The 24,688-nt window shown below is 63.7% G+C and carries 28 protein-coding genes, 1 tRNA gene and 1 pseudogene; 6 read left to right on the top strand and 24 right to left on the bottom strand.

The genetic code is table 11. The features are described 5' to 3' along the window. Positions 1-101: 101 nt before the first annotated feature. Both ABD928_RS06610 and ABD928_RS06615 read left to right on the top strand, forming a co-directional pair. Positions 102-1,283 (top strand): DUF418 domain-containing protein, encoded by a 1,182-nt coding sequence (locus ABD928_RS06610; protein ID WP_345167277.1) that lies wholly within the window; start codon positions 102-104, stop codon positions 1,281-1,283. 49 nt (positions 1,284-1,332) lie between these two features. Next, positions 1,333-1,755, top strand: coding sequence for a VOC family protein (locus ABD928_RS06615; protein WP_187713728.1), 423 nt, complete (start codon positions 1,333-1,335; stop codon positions 1,753-1,755). Here the strand turns inward: ABD928_RS06615 and ABD928_RS06620 are convergent. From ABD928_RS06620 to ABD928_RS06710, 19 genes are all read right to left on the bottom strand, one after another. Then, positions 1,752-2,630 carry a hemolysin family protein gene (locus ABD928_RS06620; protein ID WP_345167281.1) on the bottom strand — a complete coding sequence of 293 codons (879 nt, stop codon included), beginning with the start codon at positions 2,628-2,630 and terminating at the stop codon, positions 1,752-1,754. The two genes, ABD928_RS06615 and ABD928_RS06620, sit on opposite strands and share 4 nt — an antisense overlap. Next, positions 2,630-3,133 (bottom strand): rRNA maturation RNase YbeY, encoded by a 504-nt coding sequence (gene ybeY, locus ABD928_RS06625; protein ID WP_223276662.1) that lies wholly within the window; start codon positions 3,131-3,133, stop codon positions 2,630-2,632. Before ybeY ends, ABD928_RS06620 begins: the two co-directional genes overlap by 1 nt. Further along, entirely contained in the window at positions 3,133-4,131 is a 999-nt protein-coding gene (locus ABD928_RS06630) for a PhoH family protein (protein ID WP_345167284.1), read from the bottom strand. The genes ybeY and ABD928_RS06630 overlap by 1 nt, the downstream gene beginning before the upstream one ends. After that, positions 4,131-5,444: a tRNA (N6-isopentenyl adenosine(37)-C2)-methylthiotransferase MiaB gene (gene miaB, locus ABD928_RS06635; RefSeq protein ID WP_187713727.1), complete on the bottom strand. Its 1,314-nt coding sequence runs from the start codon at positions 5,442-5,444 to the stop codon at positions 4,131-4,133. Before miaB ends, ABD928_RS06630 begins: the two co-directional genes overlap by 1 nt. Continuing rightward, the gene (locus ABD928_RS06640) at positions 5,441-6,115 is read right to left on the bottom strand and encodes a lysophospholipid acyltransferase family protein (RefSeq protein WP_345167288.1); all 675 of its coding nucleotides are present in this window, start codon (positions 6,113-6,115) and stop codon (positions 5,441-5,443) included. The genes miaB and ABD928_RS06640 overlap by 4 nt, the downstream gene beginning before the upstream one ends. A gap of 85 nt (positions 6,116-6,200) precedes the next feature. Then, a complete protein-coding gene (locus tag ABD928_RS06645; protein WP_187713725.1) occupies positions 6,201-6,623 on the bottom strand; it encodes a Fur family transcriptional regulator in 423 nt (140 codons plus the stop codon). A gap of 147 nt (positions 6,624-6,770) precedes the next feature. Then, the gene (locus tag ABD928_RS06650) at positions 6,771-7,205 is read right to left on the bottom strand and encodes a Ros/MucR family transcriptional regulator (protein ID WP_345167291.1); all 435 of its coding nucleotides are present in this window, start codon (positions 7,203-7,205) and stop codon (positions 6,771-6,773) included. A gap of 121 nt (positions 7,206-7,326) precedes the next feature. Further along, the gene (locus ABD928_RS06655) at positions 7,327-7,809 is read right to left on the bottom strand and encodes a GNAT family N-acetyltransferase (protein ID WP_187713724.1); all 483 of its coding nucleotides are present in this window, start codon (positions 7,807-7,809) and stop codon (positions 7,327-7,329) included. After that, positions 7,806-8,417 (bottom strand): tRNA (adenosine(37)-N6)-threonylcarbamoyltransferase complex dimerization subunit type 1 TsaB, encoded by a 612-nt coding sequence (gene tsaB / locus ABD928_RS06660; RefSeq protein ID WP_223276096.1) that lies wholly within the window; start codon positions 8,415-8,417, stop codon positions 7,806-7,808. Before tsaB ends, ABD928_RS06655 begins: the two co-directional genes overlap by 4 nt. Before the next feature lie 76 nt (positions 8,418-8,493). Then, positions 8,494-9,066: a NifU family protein gene (locus ABD928_RS06665; protein ID WP_187713723.1), complete on the bottom strand. Its 573-nt coding sequence runs from the start codon at positions 9,064-9,066 to the stop codon at positions 8,494-8,496. Positions 9,067-9,109: 43 nt separating this feature from the next. Continuing rightward, on the bottom strand, positions 9,110-9,445 hold the full coding sequence (locus tag ABD928_RS06670) for a DMT family protein (protein WP_187713722.1): 336 nt from the start codon (positions 9,443-9,445) through the stop codon (positions 9,110-9,112). A gap of 41 nt (positions 9,446-9,486) precedes the next feature. After that, entirely contained in the window at positions 9,487-10,149 is a 663-nt protein-coding gene (locus ABD928_RS06675) for a cytochrome b/b6 domain-containing protein (RefSeq protein ID WP_345170161.1), read from the bottom strand. Beyond that, positions 10,146-10,691: a c-type cytochrome gene (locus tag ABD928_RS06680; protein ID WP_187713720.1), complete on the bottom strand. Its 546-nt coding sequence runs from the start codon at positions 10,689-10,691 to the stop codon at positions 10,146-10,148. Before ABD928_RS06680 ends, ABD928_RS06675 begins: the two co-directional genes overlap by 4 nt. Before the next feature lie 8 nt (positions 10,692-10,699). Next, positions 10,700-11,602 carry a 3-hydroxyisobutyrate dehydrogenase gene (mmsB, locus tag ABD928_RS06685; protein ID WP_345167298.1) on the bottom strand — a complete coding sequence of 301 codons (903 nt, stop codon included), beginning with the start codon at positions 11,600-11,602 and terminating at the stop codon, positions 10,700-10,702. A gap of 100 nt (positions 11,603-11,702) precedes the next feature. Beyond that, positions 11,703-12,479, bottom strand: coding sequence for an enoyl-CoA hydratase-related protein (locus tag ABD928_RS06690; RefSeq protein ID WP_187713719.1), 777 nt, complete (start codon positions 12,477-12,479; stop codon positions 11,703-11,705). Continuing rightward, on the bottom strand, positions 12,476-13,534 hold the full coding sequence (locus tag ABD928_RS06695; RefSeq protein WP_345167302.1) for an enoyl-CoA hydratase/isomerase family protein: 1,059 nt from the start codon (positions 13,532-13,534) through the stop codon (positions 12,476-12,478). Before ABD928_RS06695 ends, ABD928_RS06690 begins: the two co-directional genes overlap by 4 nt. Then, positions 13,531-14,673, bottom strand: coding sequence for an acyl-CoA dehydrogenase family protein (locus ABD928_RS06700; protein ID WP_345167305.1), 1,143 nt, complete (start codon positions 14,671-14,673; stop codon positions 13,531-13,533). Before ABD928_RS06700 ends, ABD928_RS06695 begins: the two co-directional genes overlap by 4 nt. Before the next feature lie 219 nt (positions 14,674-14,892). After that, entirely contained in the window at positions 14,893-15,129 is a 237-nt protein-coding gene (locus ABD928_RS06705; RefSeq protein WP_187713718.1) for a hypothetical protein, read from the bottom strand. Positions 15,130-15,226: 97 nt separating this feature from the next. Then, positions 15,227-15,796 carry a hypothetical protein gene (locus tag ABD928_RS06710; RefSeq protein WP_345167310.1) on the bottom strand — a complete coding sequence of 190 codons (570 nt, stop codon included), beginning with the start codon at positions 15,794-15,796 and terminating at the stop codon, positions 15,227-15,229. 105 nt (positions 15,797-15,901) lie between these two features. On the opposite strand from ABD928_RS06710, the gene ABD928_RS06715 reads away from it, so the two are divergent. Beyond that, positions 15,902-15,978, top strand: a tRNA-Arg gene (locus ABD928_RS06715). A gap of 2 nt (positions 15,979-15,980) precedes the next feature. Here the strand turns inward: ABD928_RS06715 and ABD928_RS06720 are convergent. From ABD928_RS06720 to ABD928_RS06730, 3 genes are all read right to left on the bottom strand, one after another. Beyond that, entirely contained in the window at positions 15,981-17,693 is a 1,713-nt protein-coding gene (locus ABD928_RS06720) for a M28 family metallopeptidase (protein ID WP_187713716.1), read from the bottom strand. Positions 17,694-17,788: 95 nt separating this feature from the next. Then, positions 17,789-19,309, bottom strand: coding sequence for a M56 family metallopeptidase (locus ABD928_RS06725; RefSeq protein ID WP_187713715.1), 1,521 nt, complete (start codon positions 19,307-19,309; stop codon positions 17,789-17,791). Continuing rightward, positions 19,306-19,674, bottom strand: a complete 369-nt coding sequence (locus ABD928_RS06730) for a BlaI/MecI/CopY family transcriptional regulator (protein ID WP_345170163.1) — start codon at positions 19,672-19,674, stop codon at positions 19,306-19,308. The genes ABD928_RS06725 and ABD928_RS06730 overlap by 4 nt, the downstream gene beginning before the upstream one ends. Positions 19,675-19,829: 155 nt before the next feature. Between ABD928_RS06730 and ABD928_RS06735 the strand changes: the two genes are divergently transcribed. Both ABD928_RS06735 and ABD928_RS06740 read left to right on the top strand, forming a co-directional pair. Further along, a complete protein-coding gene (locus tag ABD928_RS06735; RefSeq protein ID WP_187713714.1) occupies positions 19,830-20,471 on the top strand; it encodes a 2'-5' RNA ligase family protein in 642 nt (213 codons plus the stop codon). Further along, positions 20,468-21,397: an HAD family hydrolase gene (locus ABD928_RS06740; RefSeq protein WP_345167315.1), complete on the top strand. Its 930-nt coding sequence runs from the start codon at positions 20,468-20,470 to the stop codon at positions 21,395-21,397. The genes ABD928_RS06735 and ABD928_RS06740 overlap by 4 nt, the downstream gene beginning before the upstream one ends. A 172-nt stretch (positions 21,398-21,569) precedes the next feature. Here ABD928_RS06740 and ABD928_RS06745 read toward each other — a convergent pair whose 3' ends face one another. Both ABD928_RS06745 and ABD928_RS06750 read right to left on the bottom strand, forming a co-directional pair. Further along, positions 21,570-22,259 carry a M24 family metallopeptidase gene (locus tag ABD928_RS06745; RefSeq protein WP_345167318.1) on the bottom strand — a complete coding sequence of 230 codons (690 nt, stop codon included), beginning with the start codon at positions 22,257-22,259 and terminating at the stop codon, positions 21,570-21,572. Between the two features lie 23 nt (positions 22,260-22,282). Continuing rightward, a complete protein-coding gene (locus ABD928_RS06750) occupies positions 22,283-22,975 on the bottom strand; it encodes a transglutaminase domain-containing protein (RefSeq protein WP_345167321.1) in 693 nt (230 codons plus the stop codon). Between the two features lie 102 nt (positions 22,976-23,077). On the opposite strand from ABD928_RS06750, the pseudogene ABD928_RS06755 reads away from it, so the two are divergent. Continuing rightward, positions 23,078-24,396 (top strand): annotated as a pseudogene (locus tag ABD928_RS06755) (SLC13 family permease). Positions 24,397-24,688: the final 292 nt, after the last annotated feature.

The raw sequence follows: 24,688 nt of genomic DNA on the forward strand, positions 1-24,688 counted from the left end.
GGACGCTAGCTTCCGCCAAGAATGAGTCGAAAGCTGACATTCGACCGTCGGCCGCCTGATTGTCTATTCGAGGCGCGTGTGCCAGCTAGGCCGGGGGGACCATGGCGAGCACTCACGACACGCGACGATTGGAGCTCGTTGACTCGTTGCGGGGCTTCGCTTTGCTCGGTCTCTTCCTCGTACACTGCGTTGAGAAATTCGAACTCTATTGGGCGAACCCGACGGGCGGTCCCGTGTTCGATTGGGTGTTCGGCATTTTTGCCGGCAAGTCCTACGCCCTCTTCGCTTTGTGCTTCGGCCTGAGCTTCTTCCTGATCATGGATGGTGCGGCGCGGCGCGGGGAAGATTTCCGGGGCCGGTTCGTGTGGCGGCTGGTGCTGCTGCTGTTCATCGGGTTCGTTCACGGGCTGCTGTATCGAGGGGACATCCTCGTCGTGCTGGCAACGCTTGGGTTGCTGATGCCGCTGTTCGATCGCGTCCGCAGCAACCGGCTTTTGCTTGTCCTGGCCGGCCTGTGCTTCCTGCAGCTTCCGCTGCTCTTCCGGGCGATAGCCGCTGCGAACGGTGCGCCCTGGGCATTGCAACCGCCGCTTTTTACGCTCGACACGACCATGCCGGCGCTGACCGGCGGCAGTTTCATGGACGTCGTCCGCGCCAATCTCGTGACTGGGCAGGTCAGCAAGTGGAGCTTCTACGCGGAGACCGGTCGGCTGACGCAAATCATCGGGCTCTTCCTCGTCGGTCTTGTGTTGGGGCGCAGTCGCTTCTTTCGAGAACTGGATCGGTATCGTCGAGTGAGACGGACCGCCCTCGTGCTGGCCATCGCCGCATCCTTGCTGTTCTGGTTTGCGGGTCCGGTCCTGCTCGAGAAGATTGCAGGCCCGGACGCCCCCGGGCGGCCTCACCTGCAGTGGGCGTTGGACGCATGGACCGCATTGTCGATCATGACCGTGCAGGTGCTGCTGTTCGTGGCGATCTTTCAGACTGGAGCGCGGCCCGTCCTAGCGGCTCTCGCTGCTCCCGGACGCATGACCCTCACGCTCTACGTGCTGCAGTCCGTCATCTTCGTCCCGGTGTTCTACGGCTTCGGCCTCGGCTTGTGGGACAAGGTGACGCTGGCGCAGTGCCTGTGGATCGGCATCGTTGCGTTCGGCGTGCAGATCGTGGCGGCGCACCTGTGGTTCCGCGCCTTCCGTTATGGCCCGCTCGAATGGGCCTGGCGCGCAGCGACGCGGATGACGTTGAACATCCCCTTCCGTGCCCCTCAAGCCGTCAGCGCATGAACGCGGAAAACAGGTGGACAGCCTGAGCGGCGCACATCAGTGCGGTGCCATGTCCTTGCCTCCGTTTCACATCGCATTCCCTGTCGACGACCTCGCCGCCGCGCGGCGGTTTTACGGTGACCTTCTCGGCTGCCCGGAAGGGCGCAGCGCGGATCATTGGGTCGACTTCGACCTGCGCGGGCATCAGATCGTTGCCCACCTCGCACCCGATGCCGTTCGGTTGCGAGCCACCAATCCCGTCGACGGCGACGACGTGCCGGTTCCGCATTTCGGGCTGGTGCTGGACATGGAGGACTGGAAGGCACTGGCGGAGCGCCTCCGGACGGCAGGCACCCGGTTCGTGATGGAGCCAACCGTCCGCTTTGAAGGGGAGCCGGGAGAGCAGGCGACCATGTTCCTGCTCGATCCCGCCGGCAACGCACTCGAATTCAAGGCGATGGCCGACCCGGCCAAGCTGTTCGCGAAGAGCTAGCCGTCCTGAGCGCCGACGTCCGGCGCATGAAGCCGGACGCGGAGGATCTTGCGAGGGTCGGAATCGACCGCTTCGAGCTTCCATCCTGACGGATGCTCCACGCACTCGCCGCGCGCGGGGATGTGGCCGGCCAGCAGGAAGACCAACCCGCCTAGCGTGTCGACTTCGTCCTCTTCCCAGACCAGTCGTGCATCGACCGTCTTCGCCAGCTCCTCGAGCTCGATGCGGGCGTCGGCTTCCCACACGCCGTCGTCGAGCAGGGTCAGCATTCCCGCTTCCTCGATGTCGTGCTCGTCCTCGATGTCCCCGACAATCTCCTCGACCACGTCCTCGATGGTGACGAGACCTTCGGTGCCGCCGAATTCATCGACGACGATGGCGAGGTGGACGCGCTCGGTGCGCATCCGCGCGAGCAGATCCAAAACCCCCATCGATTCCGGGACGAACAATGGCGTGCGGAGCAATTCCTGGATGGTTCGGCCGCGGCCGGGATCGACCAGCGCCTTGAACACATCCTTGATGTGAATCATGCCGATGACCTCGTCGAGACCATCGCCATAGACCGGAAGGCGGCTGTGCTCGGCGTCGGCGAACGCGCTGACGAGGTCCTCGAACGACAGGGTCGAAGGCACTGCAATCATCTCGCCACGGGTGACGCAGATATCGCCGGCATTGCGCTCACCGAAGTGCAGCAGGTTGCGGAGCATCTGCCGCTCGGTCGGGCTAAGGTCGCCGGCGACCGGGCGCGAATCCTCGGCGTCGTCGATCGCTTCCTCGATCTCGTCGCGAAGGGTCTGCTCGCTATCCTCGCCGAAAAGCAAGGAGCGCATGCCGCGCCACAGGCGGGATCCGCCTTCGTCGTGACGCGTGGCCATCAGTCCCTCACCGCGTAAGGGTCCGAAATGCCGAGCCTCGCCAACGCGCGAACTTCGCGGCTCTCCATGTCGGCGGCCTCGTCGTCGGCCATGTGGTCGTAGCCAAGCAGGTGAAGCGTTCCATGCACCAGCAGGTGGGTCGCATGGGTCTCGACCGGGACCGCCTTCTCGGCCGCTTCCCGCTCGCAAACGCCGCGAGCGAGGACGATGTCACCGAGCATCAGTTCCGGCCCATCGCCGTCCGCGCTTGCGAGCTCTTCGGCTTCGGACATCGGGAACGACAAGACGTTGGTCGGCTTGTCCTTGCCGCGCCATTCGGAATTGAGTGCCCGGACTTCCTCGTCGCCGGTCAGCCGAACCGACAATTCCACGGCGCGGGAGCCCCTCGCGAGCTGCGGGAAAGCGCTCTCCGCAACGGCGGATTCAGCGGCGCGACGGACGAGCAGGGACCAGTCGGTGCTACTGTCCCATTCGTCATCGGATTCGACGTCGATCTCGAGCATCATTGTTGAGCCCCGGGCCCCTCATAGGCGTCGACGATGCGCCCGACCAGCGGATGGCGGACGACGTCGGCGGCCGAGAAGCGGATCGTGTCGATGCCCTTAATGCCTTCGAGCTTACCGACAGCATCGTTGAGACCGGACTTCACGCCGTTCGGAAGGTCGGTCTGGTTGGGGTCGCCGCAGATGACCATGCGGCTGCGCATGCCGAAGCGGGTCAGGAACATCTTCATCTGCTGCGGCGTGGTGTTCTGCGCTTCGTCAAGGATGATGAAGGCGTCGTTGAGCGTACGGCCGCGCATGAAAGCGATCGGCGCGATTTCGATTTCACCGGAGGCGATACGACGCTCGACCTGCTCGGTCGGAAGCATATCGTAAAGCGCATCGTAAAGCGGGCGGAGATAGGGGTCGACCTTCTCCTTCATGTCGCCCGGAAGGAAGCCGAGCCGCTCGCCGGCCTCGACCGCAGGTCGCGACAGGATCAGGCGATCGACCGAGCCGGTGATCAGCTGCGACACCGCCTGCGCGACGGCAAGATAGGTCTTGCCGGTGCCCGCAGGCCCGAGCGCGAAGATCATGTCGTCGCGTGACAGCGCCTCCATGTAAGCCGTCTGTGTCGTCGAGCGCGGGACGATCGTCTTCTTGCGCGTGCGGATCATCACCCCTGGAGGCGATGCCACTTGCTCGTTGATGATACCGTCGAGGTTCGGCTGCACGGCCATGCCGAGAACGGCCTCGACCGCTTCCGCATCGACGTCATGCCCTTGGTCGAGTCGGTTGTAGAGGCCGATCAGCACTTCACGGGCTCGCGCCGCCGAGTCCGGGTCGCCTTCGATCTGCACGCGATTGCCGCGCGCCGCGATGTGCACGCCCAGCCTCTGCTCGATGGTGATCAGGTGCCGGTCGTAATCGCCGAACAGCGGGCCGAGCAGGTACGGCTGCTCGAACTCCAGCTCCAGGCGGGCGGGATCGTTTGCGGGGGCGAGGTCGCGCTTGGCCATCAGGCGGCCGCCTTGGCCGGGATCACGCCGGCAAGACTGTTCGGACCGGCCGATACCAGACTGACCGAAACGATGTCGCCTGGAACCGCGTCCGTCTCGACGTGAACGGACTGAAGCCATGGCGTCCGCCCGATCATCTGGCCCGGATATCTGCCTTTCCGTTCGATGAGGACCTCGGTTTCCTTACCCACTGTCGCCCGGTTGAACGCGGTTTGGTGAGTGTTGATCCGTTCGTGGAGCCGCTGAAGCCGCTCGTCCATCACCTCGGGCGCGATCTGGTCCTCCATGGTTGCGGCGGGAGTTCCCGGCCGCGGGCTGTACTTGAACGAATAAGCCGATGCGTAGCCGACCTCGTCAACGAGATTCAGCGTCGCCGTGAAATCTTCTTCGGTCTCACCCGGGAACCCGACAATGAAGTCACCGGACAAGGCGATGTCAGGGCGGGCTTCGCGCATCTTCGCCAGCGTAGCCAGATATGTTTCAACCGTATGGCTGCGGTTCATCGCCTTGAGGATGCGGTTGCTTCCCGACTGCACCGGCAGATGCAGGTAGGGCATCAGCTTCCCGACTTCGGCATGGGCCGCGATCAAGGCGTCGGTCATGTCCGCGGGATGGCTGGTCGTGTAGCGGATGCGCTCCAGGCCATCGATCTGAGCCAACTCGCGGATCAGGTCGGCGAAGCCGCGTCCGTCTTCCGACCATGCATTCACATTCTGACCCAGCAGCACGACCTCGCGCGCTCCGGTCTCTACCAGCTCATACGCCTCGGCAACGATATCGCCCCACGGCCGGGATACCTCGGCGCCGCGGGTGTAGGGCACGACGCAATAGGTGCAGAACTTGTCGCAGCCTTCCTGGATCGTGAGAAAGGAGCTGGGGTTCGCACGCTTGCGCTTCGGGAAGGCATCAAACTTGGAGATTGCCGGCATGTCGGTGTCGACCGGCCGCCCGCCGCGGACCGCCTGCGCCACCATTTCCGGCAACCGATGATAAGCCTGCGGACCCACGATGACGTCGATCATTGGTGAGCGCTTCTGCGCTTCCGCGCCCTCGGCCTGCGCGACGCAACCCGCCAAGGCGATCAGCGGCTTCGATCCGTCCTCCCGGCGCAGGCGCCCGACATCCGAGTAAGCCTTCTCGGCGGCCTTCTCCCGGATGTGGCACGTGTTGAGAACGACCAGGTCGGCATCCTCGCCCTCGCCTGCCGCGCTCATGCCATTGGCGCCCAGCAGCTCGGCCATGCGCTCGCCGTCGTAGACGTTCATCTGGCAGCCGAAGGATTTGACGCGAAAGGTTTTTGGAGCGGAGGTCATCTTTGTGCCGGGTATAAGGGAGCGGCGCCGCGACTTGAAGCGAGCGTTTCCGCAATCGCCTCGCGTGCCGCATGGGCCAGCGCCTTGCGGTCGCTAGTCCGATCGAGCTTCGGAAGCAAATGCACGGTCACCGGAAGCGTACCCTTGCGGCCGAGAATCCGCAGGACATTGTCCTTGCCGCTCTCGCCGTGCCAGCCGACCTCGGTTGCGGCGGCGCCATAGTCGAGCGCCAGCGGCCGCACTTCCACGTCCCCCCGAGCATAAGCCGCGGCTTCCAGCAGCGAGGATCGAAACGGAAGCAGGTGATCGCCGGGGCCAGTGGTCCCTTCCGGGAACAGGACGATCGGCTGCTCGCGTTCGGCGGCGCGGGCGATCGCCTCGGCCTGCTTCATCGATCCCTTCCGGTCCTCGCGGCGAACGTAAAGCGTGTGATTCTGGTCGGCGAGCCAATGGATCACGCCGTGGCCAAGATTGTCCTTCGATACGAACGCGGTCCCGGTGGCCCCGCCAAGAATCAGGATGTCGAGCCAGCTGACGTGATTGCTGATCAGCAATGTGTGCCGATTGAGCGGCCCGCCGACCACCTTCGGGCGAACCCCGACTGCCCAGGCTGCCGCAGATAGGAATCGTCGCGGCCAGCCGGACCGTCCGGTCAACAGCTTGGTCAGCACGTGGATCGGCGCAATCAGGGCGAAAAGCAGGAGCAGGAGCAGGCTCCGCAGCGCTGCGCGGAGCTGCGAGCTGTTGGACCCGGCTTTAGCGGTTGCGGTCGAGGGCGACGCCGTAAAGCTCCATGCGGTGATCGACGAGCCGGAAGCCCAGCTTCTCGGCGATCCGCTTCTGCAACATCTCGAGCTCCTCATCGACGAACTCGATGACGTTGCCCGTCTCGACGTCGATCAGGTGGTCGTGGTGGGCATCCGAAGCGGCCTCATACCGCGAGCGGCCGTCGCCAAACTCGTGCCGGGACAGGATTCCGGCCTCCTCGAACAGCCGCACGGTCCGATAGACGGTCGCGATCGAGATATTGGGATCGACGGCGGAAGCGCGCTCGTGAAGCGTCTCCACGTCGGGATGATCCTCGCTCTCGCCCAGCACCTTCGCGATGACCCGGCGCTGCTCGGTGATTCGAAGGCCCTTGTCGGCACACAGGGCCTCGATGTCGATCGTTCGATGCATGATCGCTTAGGTAAGGTGCGCGGAACGCAGCGTCAAAGGCCTGCGTCGTCCTGACGAAAGTCAGGATCCATGAACACCGCGTCCATCAAGTTCCCGACGACGGTGCTCATGGATGCTGAATTGCGTTCAGTATGACGGGTGGGGAGCTTACTTGGCGCCCTTGCCTCCCCGCGGCTTGCGACGCTTCGTCCCAAGTCCGATCGACTTGGCAAGCGTCCGGCGCTGTTCGGCGTAATTGGGCGCGACCATCGGATAATCGGCGGCCAGTCCCCACTTCTGCCTGTATTCGTCGGGCGTCATTCCGTGATTGGTCATCAGATGCCGCTTCAGCATCTTCTGCTTTTTGCCGTCTTCCAGGCAAACGATATAATCGGGCTTTATTGAAGATCGCACGGAGACCTTCGGCTCAGGCCGCGCTTCTGGCGCAGCAGCAACCGAAGAAATACCCAATAGTGCGGAATGGACGTTTTGAATAAGATGAGGCAGGTCGTTTACGGCCACGCTGTTGTTGCTGACGTGCGCGGCAACAATGTCCGCAGTCAATGTCAACAGGGTATCATCGGCACTTTCGTTCCCGTTCATTTTACGCTGTCTCCCCGAGCAAGCAGTCCGCGCCGGTTTTACTCCGGTGGGCCCAAACGGGCACTACGGTATCTTTCACGGGGTAACAATAATCAGCCGCTATTGCTTTGGGTTAATTGATTTACAACTCGCGGCTAAGCGTCAGGGCATCGAATTCGCCCCCAAAACGCCCTCGGTAATATTTGCGGCGGCGACCAACGAGCGCGAAGCCTGCGGATCGGTACATGATGACTGCCGGATTGCCTTCGCGAACCTCAAGATGAACGCGGCCCACCCCAAGCTTCCGCGAATTGTCGAGGAAGTCGCCCAGAAGCATTCGGCCAATACCGCGGCGGCGATGTTCAGGCGAAACCGCCAGTAAAAGCAGCTCGGCTTCGTCGGCGATGGTTCGGTGAAGCGAAAAGCCTGAGGGCCGGCCAGCGAAGCGCGCGACCATCAGCTTCACGCCCGGCATCGGCAGGATCCCGGCGCATTGCGACCTGGTCCAAGCTTCGCCGAAGCGATCGTCGAAGGCCGAATCCATGATTTCGACGACGGAATCGAGGTCGGCGGAATTGCCTTGAGTCAGCGAAAGGTCGAAGCCGGATGTCGCGGTCGCGTTCATGCGGCGACCTTCGGCCGGGCATCGGGCGCGCGGGCATAGAGGGGTTTCGGCGCGAGCGAGCGCAGGCTCTCCGGAAGTCGCAGCGCAAAGCTTGCCGAAGGCCAGGCTTCGAGCGCGCGCCCATGGCCGCGAGGGTTCACGAGCTTTGCGGCGGCCGTACCAGCGACTGCCTCGGCGTTGATTACGGCCGAAGCCTCCTCCGGTGGGAGATTGAAGAGCTGCGCCTCCGGTTTGAGGGTCGCACCGTCGAACTGCTGCACGAATAGCTCGCCGTGGCCGCCGTCGACGGCCACGCCGATGTGATCCGCTCCCTCGACGCCGGCGGCAATCAGCGCCAGCGAAGACATGCCGGCAAGCTCGCAATTCCACGCGATCGCCAGGCCTTGGGCAGCGGCAATACCGACGCGGATACCGGTGAAGCTCCCCGGTCCCACACCAACGAGGATGCGGTCGGCGCGGCGGCCCTCCAGCATCTCATCGAGCATCGGCACCAGCCGTTCGCTATGGCCGCGGCCGATCACTTCATCGCGCTGCGCAATGCACCGCCCGTCACTGTCGAACAGCGCGGCGCTGCATGCTGCAGTCGATGTGTCGATGGCCAGGATCACCTATCGTCCTCAACTCGCGTTGGGGAGATTGTGTTCACAAGAGTCCGCGGGCGGCAAGTCCAGAATCGAAAACGGATCAGACCGCCTCGACGGACTCCACTTCGGGAACGTAGTGGCGGACGAGGCTTTCGATGCCGCGCTTCAGCGTGATCGCGGACGACGGGCAACCCGAGCAGGCGCCCTGCATCGCCAGGTACAACCGCCCATCCTTGTAGCCGCGATAGACGATATCGCCGCCATCCTGAGCGACCGCCGGGCGAACTCGCGTCTCGATCAGCTCCTTGATCTGGTCGATGATGTCGGCGTCCGCTGGATCTTCCTCGATGCCAGGTAGATCGTCGATCTGGATTTCGGCCGCCGTTCCCTGGACAAACAGCGGCGCGCCGCTGACGAAATGGTCGAGCAAAGTCTCGAGCACCAGCGGCTCGAGATCGCCCCAGGACACGCCGGGGGCAGCCGTCACCGAAATGAAGTCGCGGCCGAAGAACACACCTTCGACCAGCCCGCTGGCAAACAAGGCGGACGCCAGGGGCGAAGCCTCGGCAGCTTCGGCCTCGGCGAAGTCGCGCGTCCCGGCGTCCATGACGGTCTGGCCCGGAAGAAACTTGCGCGTTGCGGGGTTCGGCGTCTGCTCGGTGTGGATCAGCATGGGCGCCATGTGGCTTCGATTGAACCCAGGTTCAAGCCGAAGACTATGGCCGCCCCGCGAACATGAAGGCCGCCGCGCCCATCAGGCAGGCGAAGGCGCCGACATATCGCCAGCCGATCGGCTCCTTCAGTACGACCACGGCAAAGACTGCGAAGACGGCGAGCGTGATGACTTCCTGCGTGATCTTGAGCTGTCCGCCCGTCATTCCGCTGGCATAGCCGATACGGTTCGCTGGGACGGCGAAGGAATATTCGATCAGGGCGATGCCCCAGCCCACGAAGACAGCAGCGACGATCGTCATCTGCGGGAACTTCAGATGACCGTACCAGGCCAGGGTCATGAAGATGTTGGAGATCACGAGCAGGACCACGGTCGTCATAAGAATGGCCTTTCGAATTCCGGTCCGACTTCCTCGGCCGATCAGCTGAAGGGAGGCGCCCCGGCGATGATCCAGCGGGTGATGGCGATGGCGGCGACGAGGCAGAGGAGCGCGGCCCACCACTTGCCGGGACGCATCGGCTCGACCCCAGGTTCCGTTTCGCCCTTGCCGATGATCATGGCCCCGAGCAGGGGCTTGCCACGCCATTTGTAGAACGCGATCGCCGCAACGTGCAGGCCGATGAAGGCCAGCAGCACGTTGAACAGTCCCTCGTGGAGCTCTTTCGCGGTGTCGGATGCGCTCATGCTGACAAGGTTGGCGAGCGGTCCCTGCATCAATCCATCCTCGTCGCTCGCGAACAGGCCGAGCGCGACCTGCAGCAGGACCAGCCCCAGCAGCGCGACGACGCTGACGGCGCCCAGCGGATTGTGCCCGATCCCGCGCCACGCGCCCTGCAGATAACCAAACACCGCTCTCGGCCCCCGCACGAAGTTGACGAAGCGCGCGGTGGAACTCCCGAAGATTCCCCACAGGATCCGGAAGAGTACGAGGCTAAGCACCGCCATCCCCGACCAGACGTGGAGGTCGTCGTGATGATATTCCGCAGACCACCAGCTGAAGGCGATCAGCCCAGCGAGGGTCCAATGGAAAAGGCGCGTCGGGAGGTCCCAGATGGCGACCTTGGCCGGCCGCTCCCCGTTCAGCGGTGCATCTCCGAGCGATACTTGTCGTGGCAGGCCTTGCAGCTCTTGCCGAGGTCGCCGAACGCCGACTTGATCTGGTTCAGGTCGCCCGTCTTCGCCGCCGCATCGAAGGCCTGCGCAGCCTTTGCGAAGTCAGCATCCTTGGCGGCGAAGTCGGGATAGGTCTGCCAGATCTCGGGCTTGGCGCCGGTCTTGCGGACATCCGGGCCGGTCCCCTGCGGGAACCAGGTCGACGACTTCGCTGCCAGCGCCGCGATGGTCGCCGCCGACTTCTGGATTTCCGCGACGTCGGGAGCCGAGGAGTCCAGCGAGCGCTTGATCGTCTTGGTCGCCTTGCCGATGTCCTCCATGCCCTCGTGGCGCTCATGCATGACCTTGAGCGCCTCTTCCTTGGTCGCGGGCGCGGCGGCCGGAGTCGCGACGGTCGGTGTCGCTTCCGCGGCATTGGTCTCACTCGCGGCGACAGTGTTGGTCGGCGCGGCCTCCTGGCCGCACGCGGCCAGCGAAACGCTTGCAAGGGCAGTCAACACGGCAATGCGCATGAAATCTCCTATGTGTTTTCGGGAGCCTTCCAGCTGTCGTCGAGCATCTTGATGATGCCCGAGAAATCCTTCGACCCGCCACCCAGATTGACGAACCGTTGGTACAGTTGTTCCGCCTCGGAGCCTAGCGGCGTGTAGGCGCCGGCGGTCTGCGCCGCGTCCATCGCCAGCTTGAGATCCTTGAGCATCAACGCCGCCGCAAAGCCGCCGTCGTAATCGTGGTCGGCGGGGGTGTCCGGCCCGACGCCGGGGATCGGGGTATAAACCGACATGGACCAACTCTGGCCTGACGCTTTCGACGCGATTTCGTGGAACACCGCCGGGTCGAGCCCCAGCTTCTGCGCCATCGCGAACGCCTCGCAGGTGACGATCATCGTCGCACCGAGAATCATGTTGTTGCAGATCTTCGCCGCTTGCCCCGCGCCCGCTCCGCCGGCGTGGATGACCGCTTTGGCCATCGGCTCGATGAAGGGCTTCGCGCGCTCGAACGCCTCGTCGGATCCGCCCACCATGAAGGCGAGATTGCCCGAAGCGGCAGCCGCAATCCCTCCCGACACCGGCGCATCGACCATCGTATAGCCCTGCGCTGACGCTTCTTCCTCAACGGTGCGAGCCGAGGCGACGTCGATGGTGGAGCAGTCGATCAGCAGCGCTGATTTCGGTGCCTTGCCGAACACCTGATCGCGATAGACGCCAAGCACGTGCTGCGCTGCCGGGAGCATGGTGACGACAACGTCCGCATCGCTGACCGCTTCGGCAGTCGAGCCAGCACGCTTGCATCCCTGCTCCACCGCGCGGGCGAGCGCTTCCTCGCTGAGGTCGAACGCGTGGATCTCGTGCCCCGCCTTGGCGAGGTTGGGCGCCATTCCTCCGCCCATGTGGCCGAGGCCGATAAATGCGATCTTCGCCATTACTCTATTCCCGTCATTGCGAGCGGAGCGAAGCAATCCAGCCTCGCGCCAACATGGATTGCTTCGTCGCTGCGCTCCTCGCAATGACGAAACAAACCTATCATCGGCCCTTCCAGTTACCCGGCCGCTTCTCGACGAAGGCGGTCATGCCTTCCTTCTGGTCTTCGGTGCCGAACAGCCCATGGAACAGGCGGCGCTCGAAACGGATGCCCTGGTTCAGCGGCATTTCGAACGCTGCGTTGATCATTTCCTTGTTCGCGATCGCTGCCAGCGGAGCCATTCCGGCAATGGCCTCCGCGGTCTTCATCACCTCATCGAGGAAACCCTCGGCAGGAACGACCTTGGCGACGAGACCCGAACGCTCGGCCTCGGCGGCGTCCATCATGCGACCGGTGAGGCACATCTCCATCGCCTTGGCCTTGCCGACCGCGAGCGCGAGCCGCTGCGAGCCGCCCATGCCCGGCGTGACGCCGAGCTTGATCTCCGGCTGACCAAATTTGGCCGTGTCGGCAGCGATGATGAAGTCGGCCATCATCGCCACTTCGGAGCCGCCGCCGAGCGCATAGCCAGCGACCGCCGCAATCCACGGCTTGCGGGTCGAGGTCACCTGCTCCCAGCCTCCGAAGAAGTTCGCCGAATACATTTCGGCGAAGCCCTGGCTCTGCATCTCCTTGATGTCCGCGCCCGCCGCGAACGCTTTCTCCGAACCAGTCAGGACCAGGCAGTGCTGGCTATCGTCCGCGTCATAAGCCGCGAACACCTCGATCAGCTCGCGGAGGACTTCGCTGTTCAGAGCATTGAGCGCCTGCGGGCGGTTCAAGGTGACGAGCGTCACTGCGCCCCTCTTCTCGACGAGGACACTATTGTAGTCGGTCATTCTCCGGTCTCCGGGAACGGGGTCCATTGTTCGTGGGTCGGCAGTGGCTCGAAGAGGACGTCGAGCATTTCCTCGTCGACACCTTCGGGCGTCGGAGGGTCCCACTGCGGGCTATTGTCCTTGTCGATCAAGAGCGCGCGAACGCCCTCGCGGAAGTCGTGCGTGCGGACAATCCGGCCCGCCAGCGCATATTCCGCGCGCATCTCATCAGCGAAGCTGGAGCGGTTCGCGCCATCCGCCAGCAGTTTCAGCGAAACCTTGCACGACAGCGGGCTCTTCGACTGCAAGGTCGCCAGCTCCGTCGTCGCCCACTCGCTTTCGTCGGCCTCGAGCGCGGCAAGCACCTCTTCGAGCAGGTCAGACGCGAACAGTCGCGTGATCGCGGCCAGGTTCGCCTCGATCTTCGCGTCGGGCGGTGTCGAGGAAACCGATCCCAATGTCCCTTTCAACCGGCTCGGCGCCTTGAGGATGCGGTCGTGCAATTCCACCAGCTTGGACTGCTCGACGTAATTGGTCGCGAGGCCGAGATAGACGCATTCGCTTGCGTCAAGGCGGGCACCGGTCAGAGCCATGAATTGGCCCACCCGTCCGGGCAGGCGCGAGAGGTACCAGCCGCCGCCGACGTCCGGGAACAGGCCGATCCCGGTCTCCGGCATTGCTAGGCGTGTCGCCTCTGTCGCGATGCGATATTCGCAGGGCAGCGAGATGCCTACTCCGCCACCCATGGTGATGCCGTCCATGATCGCGACGGTCGGCTTCGGGTAAGTGAAAAGCAGGTGGTTGAGCCGGTATTCGCTGAAGAAGAAGCTGCGGGCGTCCTCTGCGTCGCCGGCCCCGCTGCGCGCCAGCATCACCACGTCGCCCCCGGCGCAGAAGCCACGGCCCTCGGCATGGTCGATAACGACCATCTGCACCGATGGATCGTTGCGCCATGCGAGCAGCGCCTTGCTCATCGCTTCGCACATCTCGCGCGTCAGCGCGTGAATGGCCTTGGGGCGGTTGAGGCGGATCCGGCCGACATTGCGCTCGACCGATGTCAGGACATCATCGGTCACTGGCGCAGCATGTCCCGGCTGACGATCACGCGCATGACCTGGTTGGTGCCCTCAAGGATCGAGTGAACGCGGAGGTCGCGCCAGAAGCGCTCGATCGGATAGTCCATGAGGTAGCCGTAGCCGCCGTGCAGCTGCAAAGCGCGGTCGACCACGGACGATCCCGTGTCTGTGGCGAGACGCTTGGCCATCGCCGCGAACCGCGTCTTGTCGGGCGCGTTCGCGGTGACCTTGGCGGCCGCGACGTAGAGCAAATAGCGCGCCGCCTGCAGCTCCGTCTCCATGTCGGCGAGCGTGAACTGGGTCGCCTGGAAGTCGGCGATCGCCTGACCGAATTGCTTGCGCTCCTTGGTGTAGGCAACTGCCTCATCGAGGCAGCGCTGGGCACCGCCGAGCGAGCAAGCGCCGATGTTCAGGCGGCCGCCGTCGAGGCCCATCATCGCGATCCGGAAGCCCTCGCCCTCGCCGCCGACGCGGTTGGCTGCGGGCACGCGGACTTCGTCGAAGTTGACTTGCGCGGTCGGCTGCGAATGCCAGCCGAGCTTCTTTTCCTGCGCACCGAAGCTGACGCCGGGCATGTCCTTGTCGATGACCAGGCAGGTGATTCCCTTCGGTCCGTCCTCGCCGGTCCGGACCATGGTTACGTAGACCTCGTTCTCCCCGCCGCCGGATATGAAAGCCTTGGAGCCGCTGACGACGTAATGATCCCCGTCGAGCACCGCCTTGGTCTTGAGCGCCGCCGCGTCGGAACCGGACGAAGGCTCGGTCAGGCAATAGCTGCCGATCTTCTCCATCGCGATCATCGCCGGCAGATATTTGTGCTTCACCTCGTCGCTGCCGAAGCGGTCGATCATCCACGACGCCATGTTGTGAATCGAAATGAAGGCGCTGGTCGAGGGACAGCCGTAAGCCATCGCTTCCATGATCAGCGCCGCGTCGAGGCGGCCGAGACCGATGCCCCCGCTTTCCTCGCTGACGTAAATGGCGCCAAAGCCAAGCTCCGCAGCCTCGCGGATCGTGTCGCGCGGAAAGATATGCTTCTCGTCCCATTCCGCCGCGAACGGCGTAATCGCGTCCGCAGTGAACTTTCTCGCCATCTCCTGGATCTGGAGCTGGTCCTCGGTGAGCTCGAACTGGTGCATGGGCGGCGGCTTAGGAGCGCTCGCGATTGTCAGCAAGCCCGTCGCGGGGCGGACTCAAGCCACAAACGAAAGAAGCGGCCAGCCGCTCGGGGCCCGACCGCTTCTCGATACGCTTACAGTCGAGCCGCAACACGTCGCTCTGGCGCGGCTCGCAATGCCCGGTCTTAGAGCGAAACGGCGAAATCCGCAGATAACATAGGTTATTTAGACCGAAACGGATTATTCTTCCGCGCCAGCTTGGTGACCGCTCTGATCCTCGGCCGCCTTCTGCTTGGCGTCGGCTTCGACCGGAGTTTCCGGCGCCTTGGGCGCAATGACCTGGCAAACACGGCGCGGGCGATTGCTGCCGACTTCGCTGACATATTCGCACTTCTTGCGCGGCTTTGCCTGGGCTGCCGGCTCTTGCGCCGGCGTCGAAGCGGAGGCGGCCAAAACGGACGCGAAAAGGATGAACATGGGAGGCTCCCTAAAATTGAATGATTGCAAAGGGAACGCGGTCCCTGAGGCTCGACTTCCTAGCTAAGCCGGCAAGTTAATCAATAGCATCAACCCGCTAGCGGTTGTCCGAACAAAGGACGTCGGCAAGGAAGCTGCGACCTTCCAACGTCTGCAGGCGCGCATAGACCTGCGTCCGCCATCCGCGCGAGCGGCAGAAAGTCTCGGCGCGCTTCGACATGGCTTCGCCGGTACCCTCAGGTACCTCGATTCGGGCGCCACGGTCGTCGGGAGCGACGAAATATTCGCTGGCCATTCCGCGCAGTGACGGGTTGGGACCGGTCACCACGGCGCCGACGGTGGCGCCGACGGTCGTGATCTTGGGCGCCACTGGCCGCACGGAGCGGACGTTGAAGACCATCGCCTCGTCCGATTGGCTGAACTCCTTGCAGCCGGTGAACGTATTCCCGCTGCACAGCTCCCACGCCTGGCCTTCGGGGATCTTCACGCTCTTGACGGTGAAGACGCGCATGGACTGCGACGCGCCTGCAATGGCGTAGCCGCCTCCTTTGAAATGGCCCTTGGGATAAAGCACCAGCTCGCTCGACTGTTCTTGATCCTGGGCGTGAGACTGGGCGGGAAGCAAGGCAGCCATCGCGACCGCGCCAAACAGAATTTTCTTGAGCATCCCCGTCCCCGTTGCTGGCCTTGATCGAACGACAGCTAAGCCGACCCGCGCATTCGCACTAGTGGTTTTTCATCGGCCGCAATCCCGCTAGGACGGGATCGGCGGGCGCCCGTAGCTCAGTTGGATAGAGCGCGAGCCTTCTAAGCTTGAGGTCGTAGGTTCGAATCCTACCGGGCGCGCCATTTTACTTGCGAGCCGACGCGCTCTGTTCCCGCACCTTCGCGAATTCCGACGACGGCAGCCACTGCGGCCAGCGCCGGCTGTTCGCAAGCCGCTCGCCGATGTCGTAGAACAGCTCTGTTTCCTGCACCGCGCCGCCGAGGTTCCAATCGGCGGACCAGGCGTCGCAGGTCTGGTGGTAACACTTGCCAGTGAACTCGGAGAGCCAGCGCTCGCCGGCCTCGCGCCCGCCGGCCTGGAGGTCGTAAGCTCCCGCCAGCGCCATGTTCAGCAGCACCGGGACGCCCCGCTTCGCCAGCGTGAAGTGATCGGCGCGATAGAAGAGTCCGCGCTCCGGATGTCCTTCCGGCGTGACGTACCGCCCCTGGGCCTGCGCGCCCTCCGCGAGCAGTTGCTCCATCTCGCTTTGCCCCTTGCCGATCAGGACGACGTCCTTGACCGGGCCCGCGAACTGCAACGTGTCGAGAGTGAGGTTCGCGACCATCGTCTCGTGCGGATAGAGCGGGTGCTGAGCGTAATATTCCGACCCGAGCAGGCCGCGCTCTTCCGACGTCCATGCCGCGAACACCAAGGTCCGTTCCGGTCGCGGCCCCGCGGCGAACTTGCGCGCAATTTCGATCATCGCCGCGAGCCCAAGGGCATCGTCGGCCGCGCCCGGACGAACCGTCCGGCCCTGCGCGTCGGCCGGACCGATCCCGTAAGCGTCCCAATGCCCGCCATAGCTGACGGTCTCATTGGGATATTTCGACCCCGTCAGCTTTCCGAGCACATTATGGCTGGTGATCCGCTCCAGCTGGACGGAAACGCTGGCGGAGAAGGTCGCCTTGAGGTCGACCGGGCGGAACTCCGCAGTCCGCGCCTTCTTCCGCAGCTCCGCGAGGTCGTAGCCGGCGCGCTTGAACATTTCAGCGGCGACGGACCCCTGGATCCAGCCCTGCAGGAGGACCGGCTGCTGCGCCTCGGGCGGCAGGACGATGTTGAAGTTTTCGCCCGATGCGCTCTGGACGACGTTCCAGCCGTAGCCTGCGCCCGGCGTATCGTGGACGATCAGCGCCGCGATGGCACCGCGCCTCGCGGCTTCCTCGAACTTGTAGACCCAGCGTCCGTAGAACGTCATCGCCTGGCCGCCGAACTTGCCGGCCACCGGATCGCCGGCCGCCGCTTCGAAGTCCGGGTCGTTGACCAGGAACACTGCGACCTTGCCGTGCAGATCGACGCCCTTGAAGTCGTCCCAACCTCGCTCGGGCGCGGTCACGCCGTAGCCGACGAAGACCATCGGCGCGTTTACGATCTTTGCCTGCTCCGTGTCGCGAACCGTGCTGAGATAAATGTCGTCGGGGAACTTGAGCGGGAGCGTCTTGCCGCCTTGCCTGACCGAGAAAGTCATTGGCTCTTGCAGCTTGGTGCGGATCATCGGCACCGTCTGCGTCCACCCGCCATTTTCGCCCCCAGGCTCGAGCCCGGCCTGCTTGAACTGGTCGATCAGGTAGGCGACCGTTTTCGCCTCGCCCTCTCCACCCATCGAGCGACCCTGGAATTCGTCGGACGCCAGCACGCGGGTGATTTCCGACATGCGTTCGGCACTGATTTGCGGCACTGGCGGCGGAACGGCGGGCGGTCCGTTATGATCAGCGGGTAGAGGTGGCGGCGGAGCGGTGACACATCCGTTGCCGACAATCGCGAGCGATAGGGCCGCAGCCAGCCGCCAAACTCTCATATCACTACTTCCCTCGACCGATGCGTCAGCAACGGTCGGCGCCTTAATCGGTTCGACCGGAGCCCGCTATTGTCGAGAAAGGCGGAGAGATGAACTCAGTCGGCGCGGTCGAGTTCGCGATCGAGCCGGTCGAGCTCGGCCTCGGCGTTCCGCAGCCCTTCCTGGGCGGCGCGCATTGCCGATTCCATCACCTTGGGATCGACCGAAGCCATGGCCTCGCGCGTGATCTTTTCGACGTCGATCGCTTCTACCGCCTTCAGTGAGGCGCGAACCGTCGCCTTGACCTGCTCCGGGTCCTGTCCAGCGCGGCGAAGCTCGGCGGAGTGCGCATCGATTTCGCGCATTGCCTGGTCGACCTCGGCGCGGGCCTCAGCCATTTCGCGGCGGAACTCGTCCTGGTTGAGTCGCGCCTCCTGCATCGCCTCCTGGACGTTGCGATGGATCTCTTCGCTGTTGACCTTCGCGATCTCCGCCCGCGCTTCGTCGAGCGAACGGCGGATCTCCGCCTTCTCGGCTGCCGTCAGGTCTTTCCAATCCTTCTCGTGTCCGTTGATCATGACCGTACCGTGCTCATGGATTGCAAGGGGTTTCACAACGGCGACCTGCGCGACAGGCGCCACGGTTGTTGTCGGATTGACCGGTGCAGCCGGGGCAACGGGAGCAACGCTGTCGCCGGCAGGCGCCGGAGGATCGACGTACTGGATCGCCTGCGTCGCCGTCAGCGGGAGGACGACGGCGATGGTTGCGAGGACCATCACCCGGCCGGTCAGTCGGCGACCGGCAGTGGGGTTGCTGAGCATGGACTTCAATCTCCTGTGGAGCGTGGTTCGACTATCGAGCGCGCTGGCAAACAGCAGCGCTCGCCCCGACGTGGCTTTGGCGATCGCGCGTCCGTAATCGGCGCGGTTGCTGCCCTCGTTCTTGTCCAGCACGCGCGCATCGCAGGCCGCTTCCTGGTCGAAGCGGAAGGCCGCGTGAGCGAACCACGCGAGCGGATTGAACCACTGCAGGCAGAGCAAGGTGAAGGCGAAAAGATTGGCGATGAGGTCGCCCGAACGGTGGTGCGCCAGCTCATGCTCGAGCGCGAGGCGACGCTCATGCGGCGCGAAGACGCTCTCGAAATCGGCGGGCACGGCGATCACGCGGTCGAAGATTCCGAACGCCAACGGACCGCTGACTTCGCGGGTCTGCACCAGGCGGATCGATCCGACGCGCCCGATCTCTGTCGCGTTCTCGAGGATTGCCGCACGCTGGGCGCGGAAGGCGAGGATGCGCGCCGCGAACAAGCCGGCCGCGACGCCCAGCCACAGTACCATCAGGATTGTCGGCCATCCGCCGGCCTGCTCGATCAGCGATTGCTCGGGCGGAGTGACGCTGCTCAGAAGCAAGGGCTCGGCCATGCTCTGGGAGCTGAACATCTGCGGCGACACGGCGGCGCCGACCGGACGCTCGACGGTCTGCGTCAGTGTCGGCATCAACAACCGAGCGGCGGGAATCAACCAAAGGCCGTAGGCGACGCGGGCGCCGAATGCGCGCCGCACCGGCTCACGGATCAACAGGACCAGGACGACCAGTCCGGAAGTGGCGAACAGAGTACCAAGCAGCCAGTCCGTCACGACTTCAGCTCCTTCAACAGGGCCTCGATTGCGGTAATGTCTTCGTCGGAAAGCGCATCTTCTTCGGCGAGGCGTGCGACCAGCGGCGATAGACGACCGCCGAACAGCCGTTCGACGAACCGCCGCGACTCACTTCCGACATAGGCTTCGCGCTCGATTGCCGGAGAATAGAGAAAGCGTCGCCCGTCCTCGCGGTGCGAGATCGCGCCCTTGGCGACGAGGCGGCCAAGCATGGTCTTGATCGTCGCTAGCGACCAGCCGCGCGACTCCAACCGCTCCGCCACCTCCCCCGACGTGAGCGGCTCGCTGTCGGCCCAAAGCACCTCCATGAGGTCGAGCTCGGCATCGCTGATTCTCTTGTCGATCGGCATTTCGTCTACATCTGTAAACGAATCGATTACAGTTGTAAACGGATTTTCGTGGATGCTCCGGAATCCGAGTAGGAAATCGGTCGTTCACCTGATAGGCGCCCCTTTTGCGGTGACCTACCAACCGATTGGAAGCAATCGGGAGATAGAGCATGCCACAGTCCGTCATTGCGATAGATGTGCTTCTGGAGCCGGACGAGCGAATGCTGGCTCAGGCGGAGCGTAACAACGCACGCTTCCGCGAAGCGTACCCGGACGGCTTCGCCCTCGACGAGCAGCACCGCCCGCATATTACCTTGCTCCAATGCTTCGTTGGCAGCGAGGACCTCGATGCCATCGGCGAAGCAATGGGTAAGGTTGTCCGCGACGCAAACCTGGGTGATCTGCAGCTCGATGCCGATCGCTTTTATTATGCACCAGGACCGGGAGCGGGCGTCGCCGGGATCTGCTCTCCGCTAACGCCGGAGCTCGAGGCTCTCCAATCCGCGGTCATTGCAGCAGCCGCGCCCTTCACCGTGCCGACTGCCACGATCGAGGCCTTTACCGGGGGTCATGGCAATCCGGCCTTCGATGCGGCGCTGATCAATTACGTGTCGACCTTTTCCGAGGAACAGGCGGGCGCCCGCTTCAATCCGCACGTCAGCACGGGGATCGCGCCCACCGACTATCTGGACAGGATGGTCGCCGAGCCCTTCGAGCCTTTCGAATATGGGCTTGCGTCGGCCGCGATCTACCAGCTCGGCCCATTTGGAACTGCGGCCCGGCTGATCCGGCGATGGGATCTGACTGCATGACCGCGGCCGGCAATCCGCGGCTGTCGTCTTGGGCGGACGGTCCGGCGAAGCGCTCCATCATCGACTTCGTTGCCCGGGTGAGCACGGATGGGAGTTCCGATTTCATAGGGCCGAGCGAGCGCATTGCCGTGTTCGACAATGACGGCACCTTGTGGGCCGAACAGCCCGTGCCGGTTCAGGCCCGCTTCGTCATCGACCAGATTCAGGCGCTTGCCGCGGAGCACCCTGAATGGCGGGAGCGGCAACCCTTCAAGGCTGCCATCGAGAACGGCCTGGCAACGGTCATGGGTTCGGGCATGGAAGGCCTGACCGAACTGGTGATGGCCACTCACGCCGGCATGTCCACCGACGCCTTCGCGGCATTGGTGCGTGACTGGATCGCGGAGGCGGAACATCCGCGACTCAGCAAGAAGCACACCGAACTCGTCTACCAGCCCATGCTCGGCGTCCTCGCACTGCTTCGGGAGAACGGGTTCAAGATCTTCATCGTCTCGGGCGGCGGCATCGAGTTCATGCGCACGTTCAGCGAGGAGCTTTACGGCGTTCCTCCGGAGCAGGTCATCGGGAGCAGCAACGTCACGCGCTACGTCGTGAAGGACGGCGAACCGGCACTGATGCGCGAGGCAAGCCTCCATTTCTACAACGATAAGGAAGGCAAGCCGGTCGCGATCAATGCTCATACCGGACGGCGGCCCATTGCCGCCTTCGGTAATTCCGACGGCGACTTCGCCATGCTGGAATGGGTCACCAGCGGTCCGGGACCGAGGTTCGGCCTGATCGTTCATCACGACGACGCTGACCGCGAGTTTGCCTATGACAGGGACGCAGGCCTCGCCCCCCTCGTCCGCGGGCTGGACGAAGGGCCCGGGCGAGGCTGGACGATCGCAAGCATGAGAATGGACTGGCTGACCGTCTTCCCGGCTTGAATCGAGACCGGCGCGAAGTGGCTGAAAGAATTGAAAATCAAAGGTAACCGGATGTTAAGTCATCTTGACCTAACATAAGTTAGTCCGGTTGCTTTCGACATTTTCCGGCTGGACCAGACGTGGGCGGCTCGGATCGTGTCCGGGCCGCCCATAGTCTTTTTGCGCCCGGCAATCAGACGGGCCGCAGCAGCCTTTCATAAAAGCCGCCATAGGATCGGTCCGGCGCCAGCAGATGGACCTCGATGATCCAGAACCGCTTGCGGCCAAGCCCGTCGCAGTCGCTCAATCGCCCGCCGTTCGCTGGGGCAATGCGCTGGCTGTCCTTCGTATCCGGCAGATGCGCGTGCGGAAACTCGCCGACGATATGGCCGGCAATGGAGCCCCCGAAGATGTAGCCCCGCTCTTCCGACGCCAAGACCGCGAAGTCGTAAAGCGCTGCGCCGGTAATATCCGGATCCGCCAGCGCATGGGCGCGCACTTGCTCGAAAACCTCTGGCAGCGCCGCAACCAAGGCGTGCCGCGCAGGATCGTCGCCAACCGCATAGCTGCGGCCGACGTCCGCCTCCCAATCCTCGAACACGGGACCGAGGTCGAGGTAGACGATGTCGTCGGCCTCGATGACGCGGTCGGCCGGATTGTCGCTGAAGACGCAGATTGTGTTCGCACCCGCCCGCACGATCCTCTTGTGCCAGTTGCGGGTGATTCCGAATTCGCGTTCGGCCAGTTCGGCGATAGCGCGGTTGACCTCGATCTCGCTGCGGCCCGGAGCGATCAGCCCCTCGCGCTCAATCGCGTCGAGCATCGCCAGCGCCCGGTCCTCGGCCGCCGTGAGCTCCTCCCAGCGGGCATGCTCCACATCCATGAAACCGACATATAAGGAAATCTTTATATGTTCAAATTCTGCGCAAGTTCGCCCCAGTTCACGTCAGGCACCGGATCGTAGGGAGGATAGAAGCGCCCGTGGCGGCTGTAGAGGCCGTAAACCCAGGTGAGCGGACCGCCGTAAATCTCCGGCAGCGGATCTTTGACTGCGCTGCTCCACCGCAGCTTGGGATTGGCGCGGACCGCTTCCAGATCGACGGGCCTGCCATCGGCAGTCAGCCCCGCCCAATGGGTCTTCGAATCCACGATCATCCAGCCGCGGCTGGTCTCGACTTCGGTCAGCGCATGGGATGTCGTGTCCGGGGTCAGCAGCGAGCGTAGTGCGGATCCGGATTTCGCCGTGCTGTACATGGACGCATGGCGGGTCCGGAAGCCGTTGGCCTTCAGCGCCGTCTCGATCGCGCGGCTGCGATCGAAGCACGCACCGTGACCGGCGCGCAAGAGGTCCACGATCTCCCGCGAGCGGCCGAGCGGAATGCCGCGTTCCTCCGGCGACGCTGCAAGCACGCGATTCTGCACGCGGAGGATGAACGCGACCTGCTCATCGAATGTTCGCTCTAACGGCACGTGTTCGGGCAATAGCTGCCGCACCGCCGTCAGGTCGTTCGAAGTCGGCCTGGCCGGAACCTGCTGATACCACAGCACAGCAATGGCCGCGCCGAAAACGGCGCCGCCGAAACCCACTCGTTTGCGCACCCGACGCCGATACGCCTGAAACAATCGGCGTCAAACAGTTGATGCCGCGGGGTCGAGACCCAAATCTGAACCACTGCCATTCCGAGAGGGTTGTCGTGCCAAATGCACGGTCTCAATCCCCAAGCCATCACCCTCGTCGTCCTGGCCGCGGTCGTTCTCGCCATGATTTGGGACAAGCTTCGATCAGACGTCGTTGCGTTGACGGGAGCCGCCATCTTGCTGCTGACCGGCGTGGTCCGGCCGATCCAGGTGCAGAGTGCCTTCGCCAGCCCGGCGATCATCGCGCTCGCGTCGCTCTTCGTGATTGCCTACGCGATGGAACTGTCGGGGTTGCTGGATGCTTCGATCAGAGGGCTCGCCAGCTTGTGCCGCCGGATCGGCAAAGCGGGCCTGTGGATCGTCATTGCTCTTGCGGAGTAGCCTCATCCTTCCTCAACAACACACCAATCGTCGTACTCGGCGCGCCGGTAATCCGCGATGCGGCAAGATCGCTTGGGCTGTCTCCCAAAGTCTTCCTCATGCCGTTGTCCTACGCAGCGGTGCTTGGGGGCTGCTGCACGCTCATCGGAACGTCGACCAACCTGCTTGTGAACGACATGGCCGGCGTCGCCGGGCAGCCCAAGTTCGGCATATTCGAAATCACCCCTGTCGGTCTCGTGGTGGCCATCTCGGGCGGGATCTACCTGATGTTCTTCAGCGGCAGGCTGATTCGGGGCAACGGGCGCAACGGCGAACCCGTGGCGCTGGAATCGACGGAATCGACGAGTCTTGGCCTCATGGGGGGTCAGGTCGGCACGGCAACCGCATTCGCATCGGAACGACCGTTGCGTCTCTTGAAGGCTTTTGCGTCGTTGACCGTTTTCATCTCGGTGATCGTGCTTTCGGCACTCAACTTTGCCCCGATTGCGGCCTGTGCGTTCGCCGGGGCAGTTTTGCTGATCCTCATTCGGGTGATCACGGCCGACGAGGCCTATAGCGGACTGCGCCCGGATGTCCTGATGCTGATCGCCGGGATGCTGGTTCTCGGGATTGCGCTTCGGGTCTCGGGCGTTGCGGATTCCGCCACAGCCTTGCTGGTGGGCAACCTCGAGCAGCTCAGCCCCCTGCTAGCCCTCATCGTCATTTACGGGGCAACTCTGTTCGCCACCGAACTGTTGTCGAATGCCACCGTCGCCGTCCTGTTCACCCCAGTGGCAGTGTCCATGGCCGAGGCGCTGCACGTCAGTCCGCGTCCATTTCTGGTCGCGGTCATGATCGCGGGGAGCGCCGCCTTCGCGACACCTTTCGGCTATCAGACCAACGTCCTTGTCTATCAAATGGGGGGCTACAACTTTCTCGATTTCGTGAAGGTCGGCCTCCCCTTGAACCTGATCACCTGGACCGCCGCAATCGTCGCCATCCCCATCTTTTTCCCCTTCTGACGCGCGAAGTCCGGACGCAGAACCGGGGCCGCCAGTGATTCAATTTGGGACGATCGTTGCGGCGAAGACTCATCCACAGGATATTTGGTTCACTTGCGATTTATCCGCTTGCGTCCCACGCCAGTTGAGGCACTATAGGTTGTAGCGATTAGGGGGGTACACCCAATTACTGGTGTCTGACGCTGGAATATGCTATTCCAGCGGCCGACCCGAATCGTCCCCGATTTCCACAGGGGACGGTGGTGAAAATGCCCCGCGACGCGCCGAAAACGGCTAGGGTCGCCGGCATGGC

It is taken from the genome of Sphingomonas daechungensis (assembly GCF_039543105.1).
GTDB classification, from domain to species: domain Bacteria; phylum Pseudomonadota; class Alphaproteobacteria; order Sphingomonadales; family Sphingomonadaceae; genus Sphingomicrobium; species Sphingomicrobium daechungense.

Excerpts from the sequence above, each read along its gene's own strand:
- ABD928_RS06610 (WP_345167277.1), top strand. The coding sequence starts at position 102 with ATGGCGAGCACTCACGACACGCGACGATTGGAGCTCGTTGACTCGTTG.
- ABD928_RS06615 (WP_187713728.1), top strand. The coding sequence starts at position 1,333 with ATGTCCTTGCCTCCGTTTCACATCGCATTCCCTGTCGACGACCTCGCC.
- ABD928_RS06620 (WP_345167281.1), bottom strand. The coding sequence starts at position 2,630 with ATGGCCACGCGTCACGACGAAGGCGGATCCCGCCTGTGGCGCGGCATG.
- ybeY (WP_223276662.1), bottom strand. The coding sequence starts at position 3,133 with ATGCTCGAGATCGACGTCGAATCCGATGACGAATGGGACAGTAGCACC.
- ABD928_RS06630 (WP_345167284.1), bottom strand. The coding sequence starts at position 4,131 with ATGGCCAAGCGCGACCTCGCCCCCGCAAACGATCCCGCCCGCCTGGAG.
- miaB (WP_187713727.1), bottom strand. The coding sequence starts at position 5,444 with ATGACCTCCGCTCCAAAAACCTTTCGCGTCAAATCCTTCGGCTGCCAG.
- ABD928_RS06645 (WP_187713725.1), bottom strand. The coding sequence starts at position 6,623 with ATGCATCGAACGATCGACATCGAGGCCCTGTGTGCCGACAAGGGCCTT.
- ABD928_RS06650 (WP_345167291.1), bottom strand. The coding sequence starts at position 7,205 with ATGAACGGGAACGAAAGTGCCGATGATACCCTGTTGACATTGACTGCG.
- ABD928_RS06655 (WP_187713724.1), bottom strand. The coding sequence starts at position 7,809 with ATGAACGCGACCGCGACATCCGGCTTCGACCTTTCGCTGACTCAAGGC.
- ABD928_RS06665 (WP_187713723.1), bottom strand. The coding sequence starts at position 9,066 with ATGCTGATCCACACCGAGCAGACGCCGAACCCCGCAACGCGCAAGTTT.
- ABD928_RS06670 (WP_187713722.1), bottom strand. The coding sequence starts at position 9,445 with ATGACGACCGTGGTCCTGCTCGTGATCTCCAACATCTTCATGACCCTG.
- ABD928_RS06680 (WP_187713720.1), bottom strand. The coding sequence starts at position 10,691 with ATGCGCATTGCCGTGTTGACTGCCCTTGCAAGCGTTTCGCTGGCCGCG.
- mmsB (WP_345167298.1), bottom strand. The coding sequence starts at position 11,602 with ATGGCGAAGATCGCATTTATCGGCCTCGGCCACATGGGCGGAGGAATG.
- ABD928_RS06690 (WP_187713719.1), bottom strand. The coding sequence starts at position 12,479 with ATGACCGACTACAATAGTGTCCTCGTCGAGAAGAGGGGCGCAGTGACG.
- ABD928_RS06700 (WP_345167305.1), bottom strand. The coding sequence starts at position 14,673 with ATGCACCAGTTCGAGCTCACCGAGGACCAGCTCCAGATCCAGGAGATG.
- ABD928_RS06705 (WP_187713718.1), bottom strand. The coding sequence starts at position 15,129 with ATGTTCATCCTTTTCGCGTCCGTTTTGGCCGCCTCCGCTTCGACGCCG.
- ABD928_RS06710 (WP_345167310.1), bottom strand. The coding sequence starts at position 15,796 with ATGCTCAAGAAAATTCTGTTTGGCGCGGTCGCGATGGCTGCCTTGCTT.
- ABD928_RS06720 (WP_187713716.1), bottom strand. The coding sequence starts at position 17,693 with ATGAGAGTTTGGCGGCTGGCTGCGGCCCTATCGCTCGCGATTGTCGGC.
- ABD928_RS06735 (WP_187713714.1), top strand. The coding sequence starts at position 19,830 with ATGCCACAGTCCGTCATTGCGATAGATGTGCTTCTGGAGCCGGACGAG.
- ABD928_RS06740 (WP_345167315.1), top strand. The coding sequence starts at position 20,468 with ATGACCGCGGCCGGCAATCCGCGGCTGTCGTCTTGGGCGGACGGTCCG.
- ABD928_RS06745 (WP_345167318.1), bottom strand. The coding sequence starts at position 22,259 with ATGGATGTGGAGCATGCCCGCTGGGAGGAGCTCACGGCGGCCGAGGAC.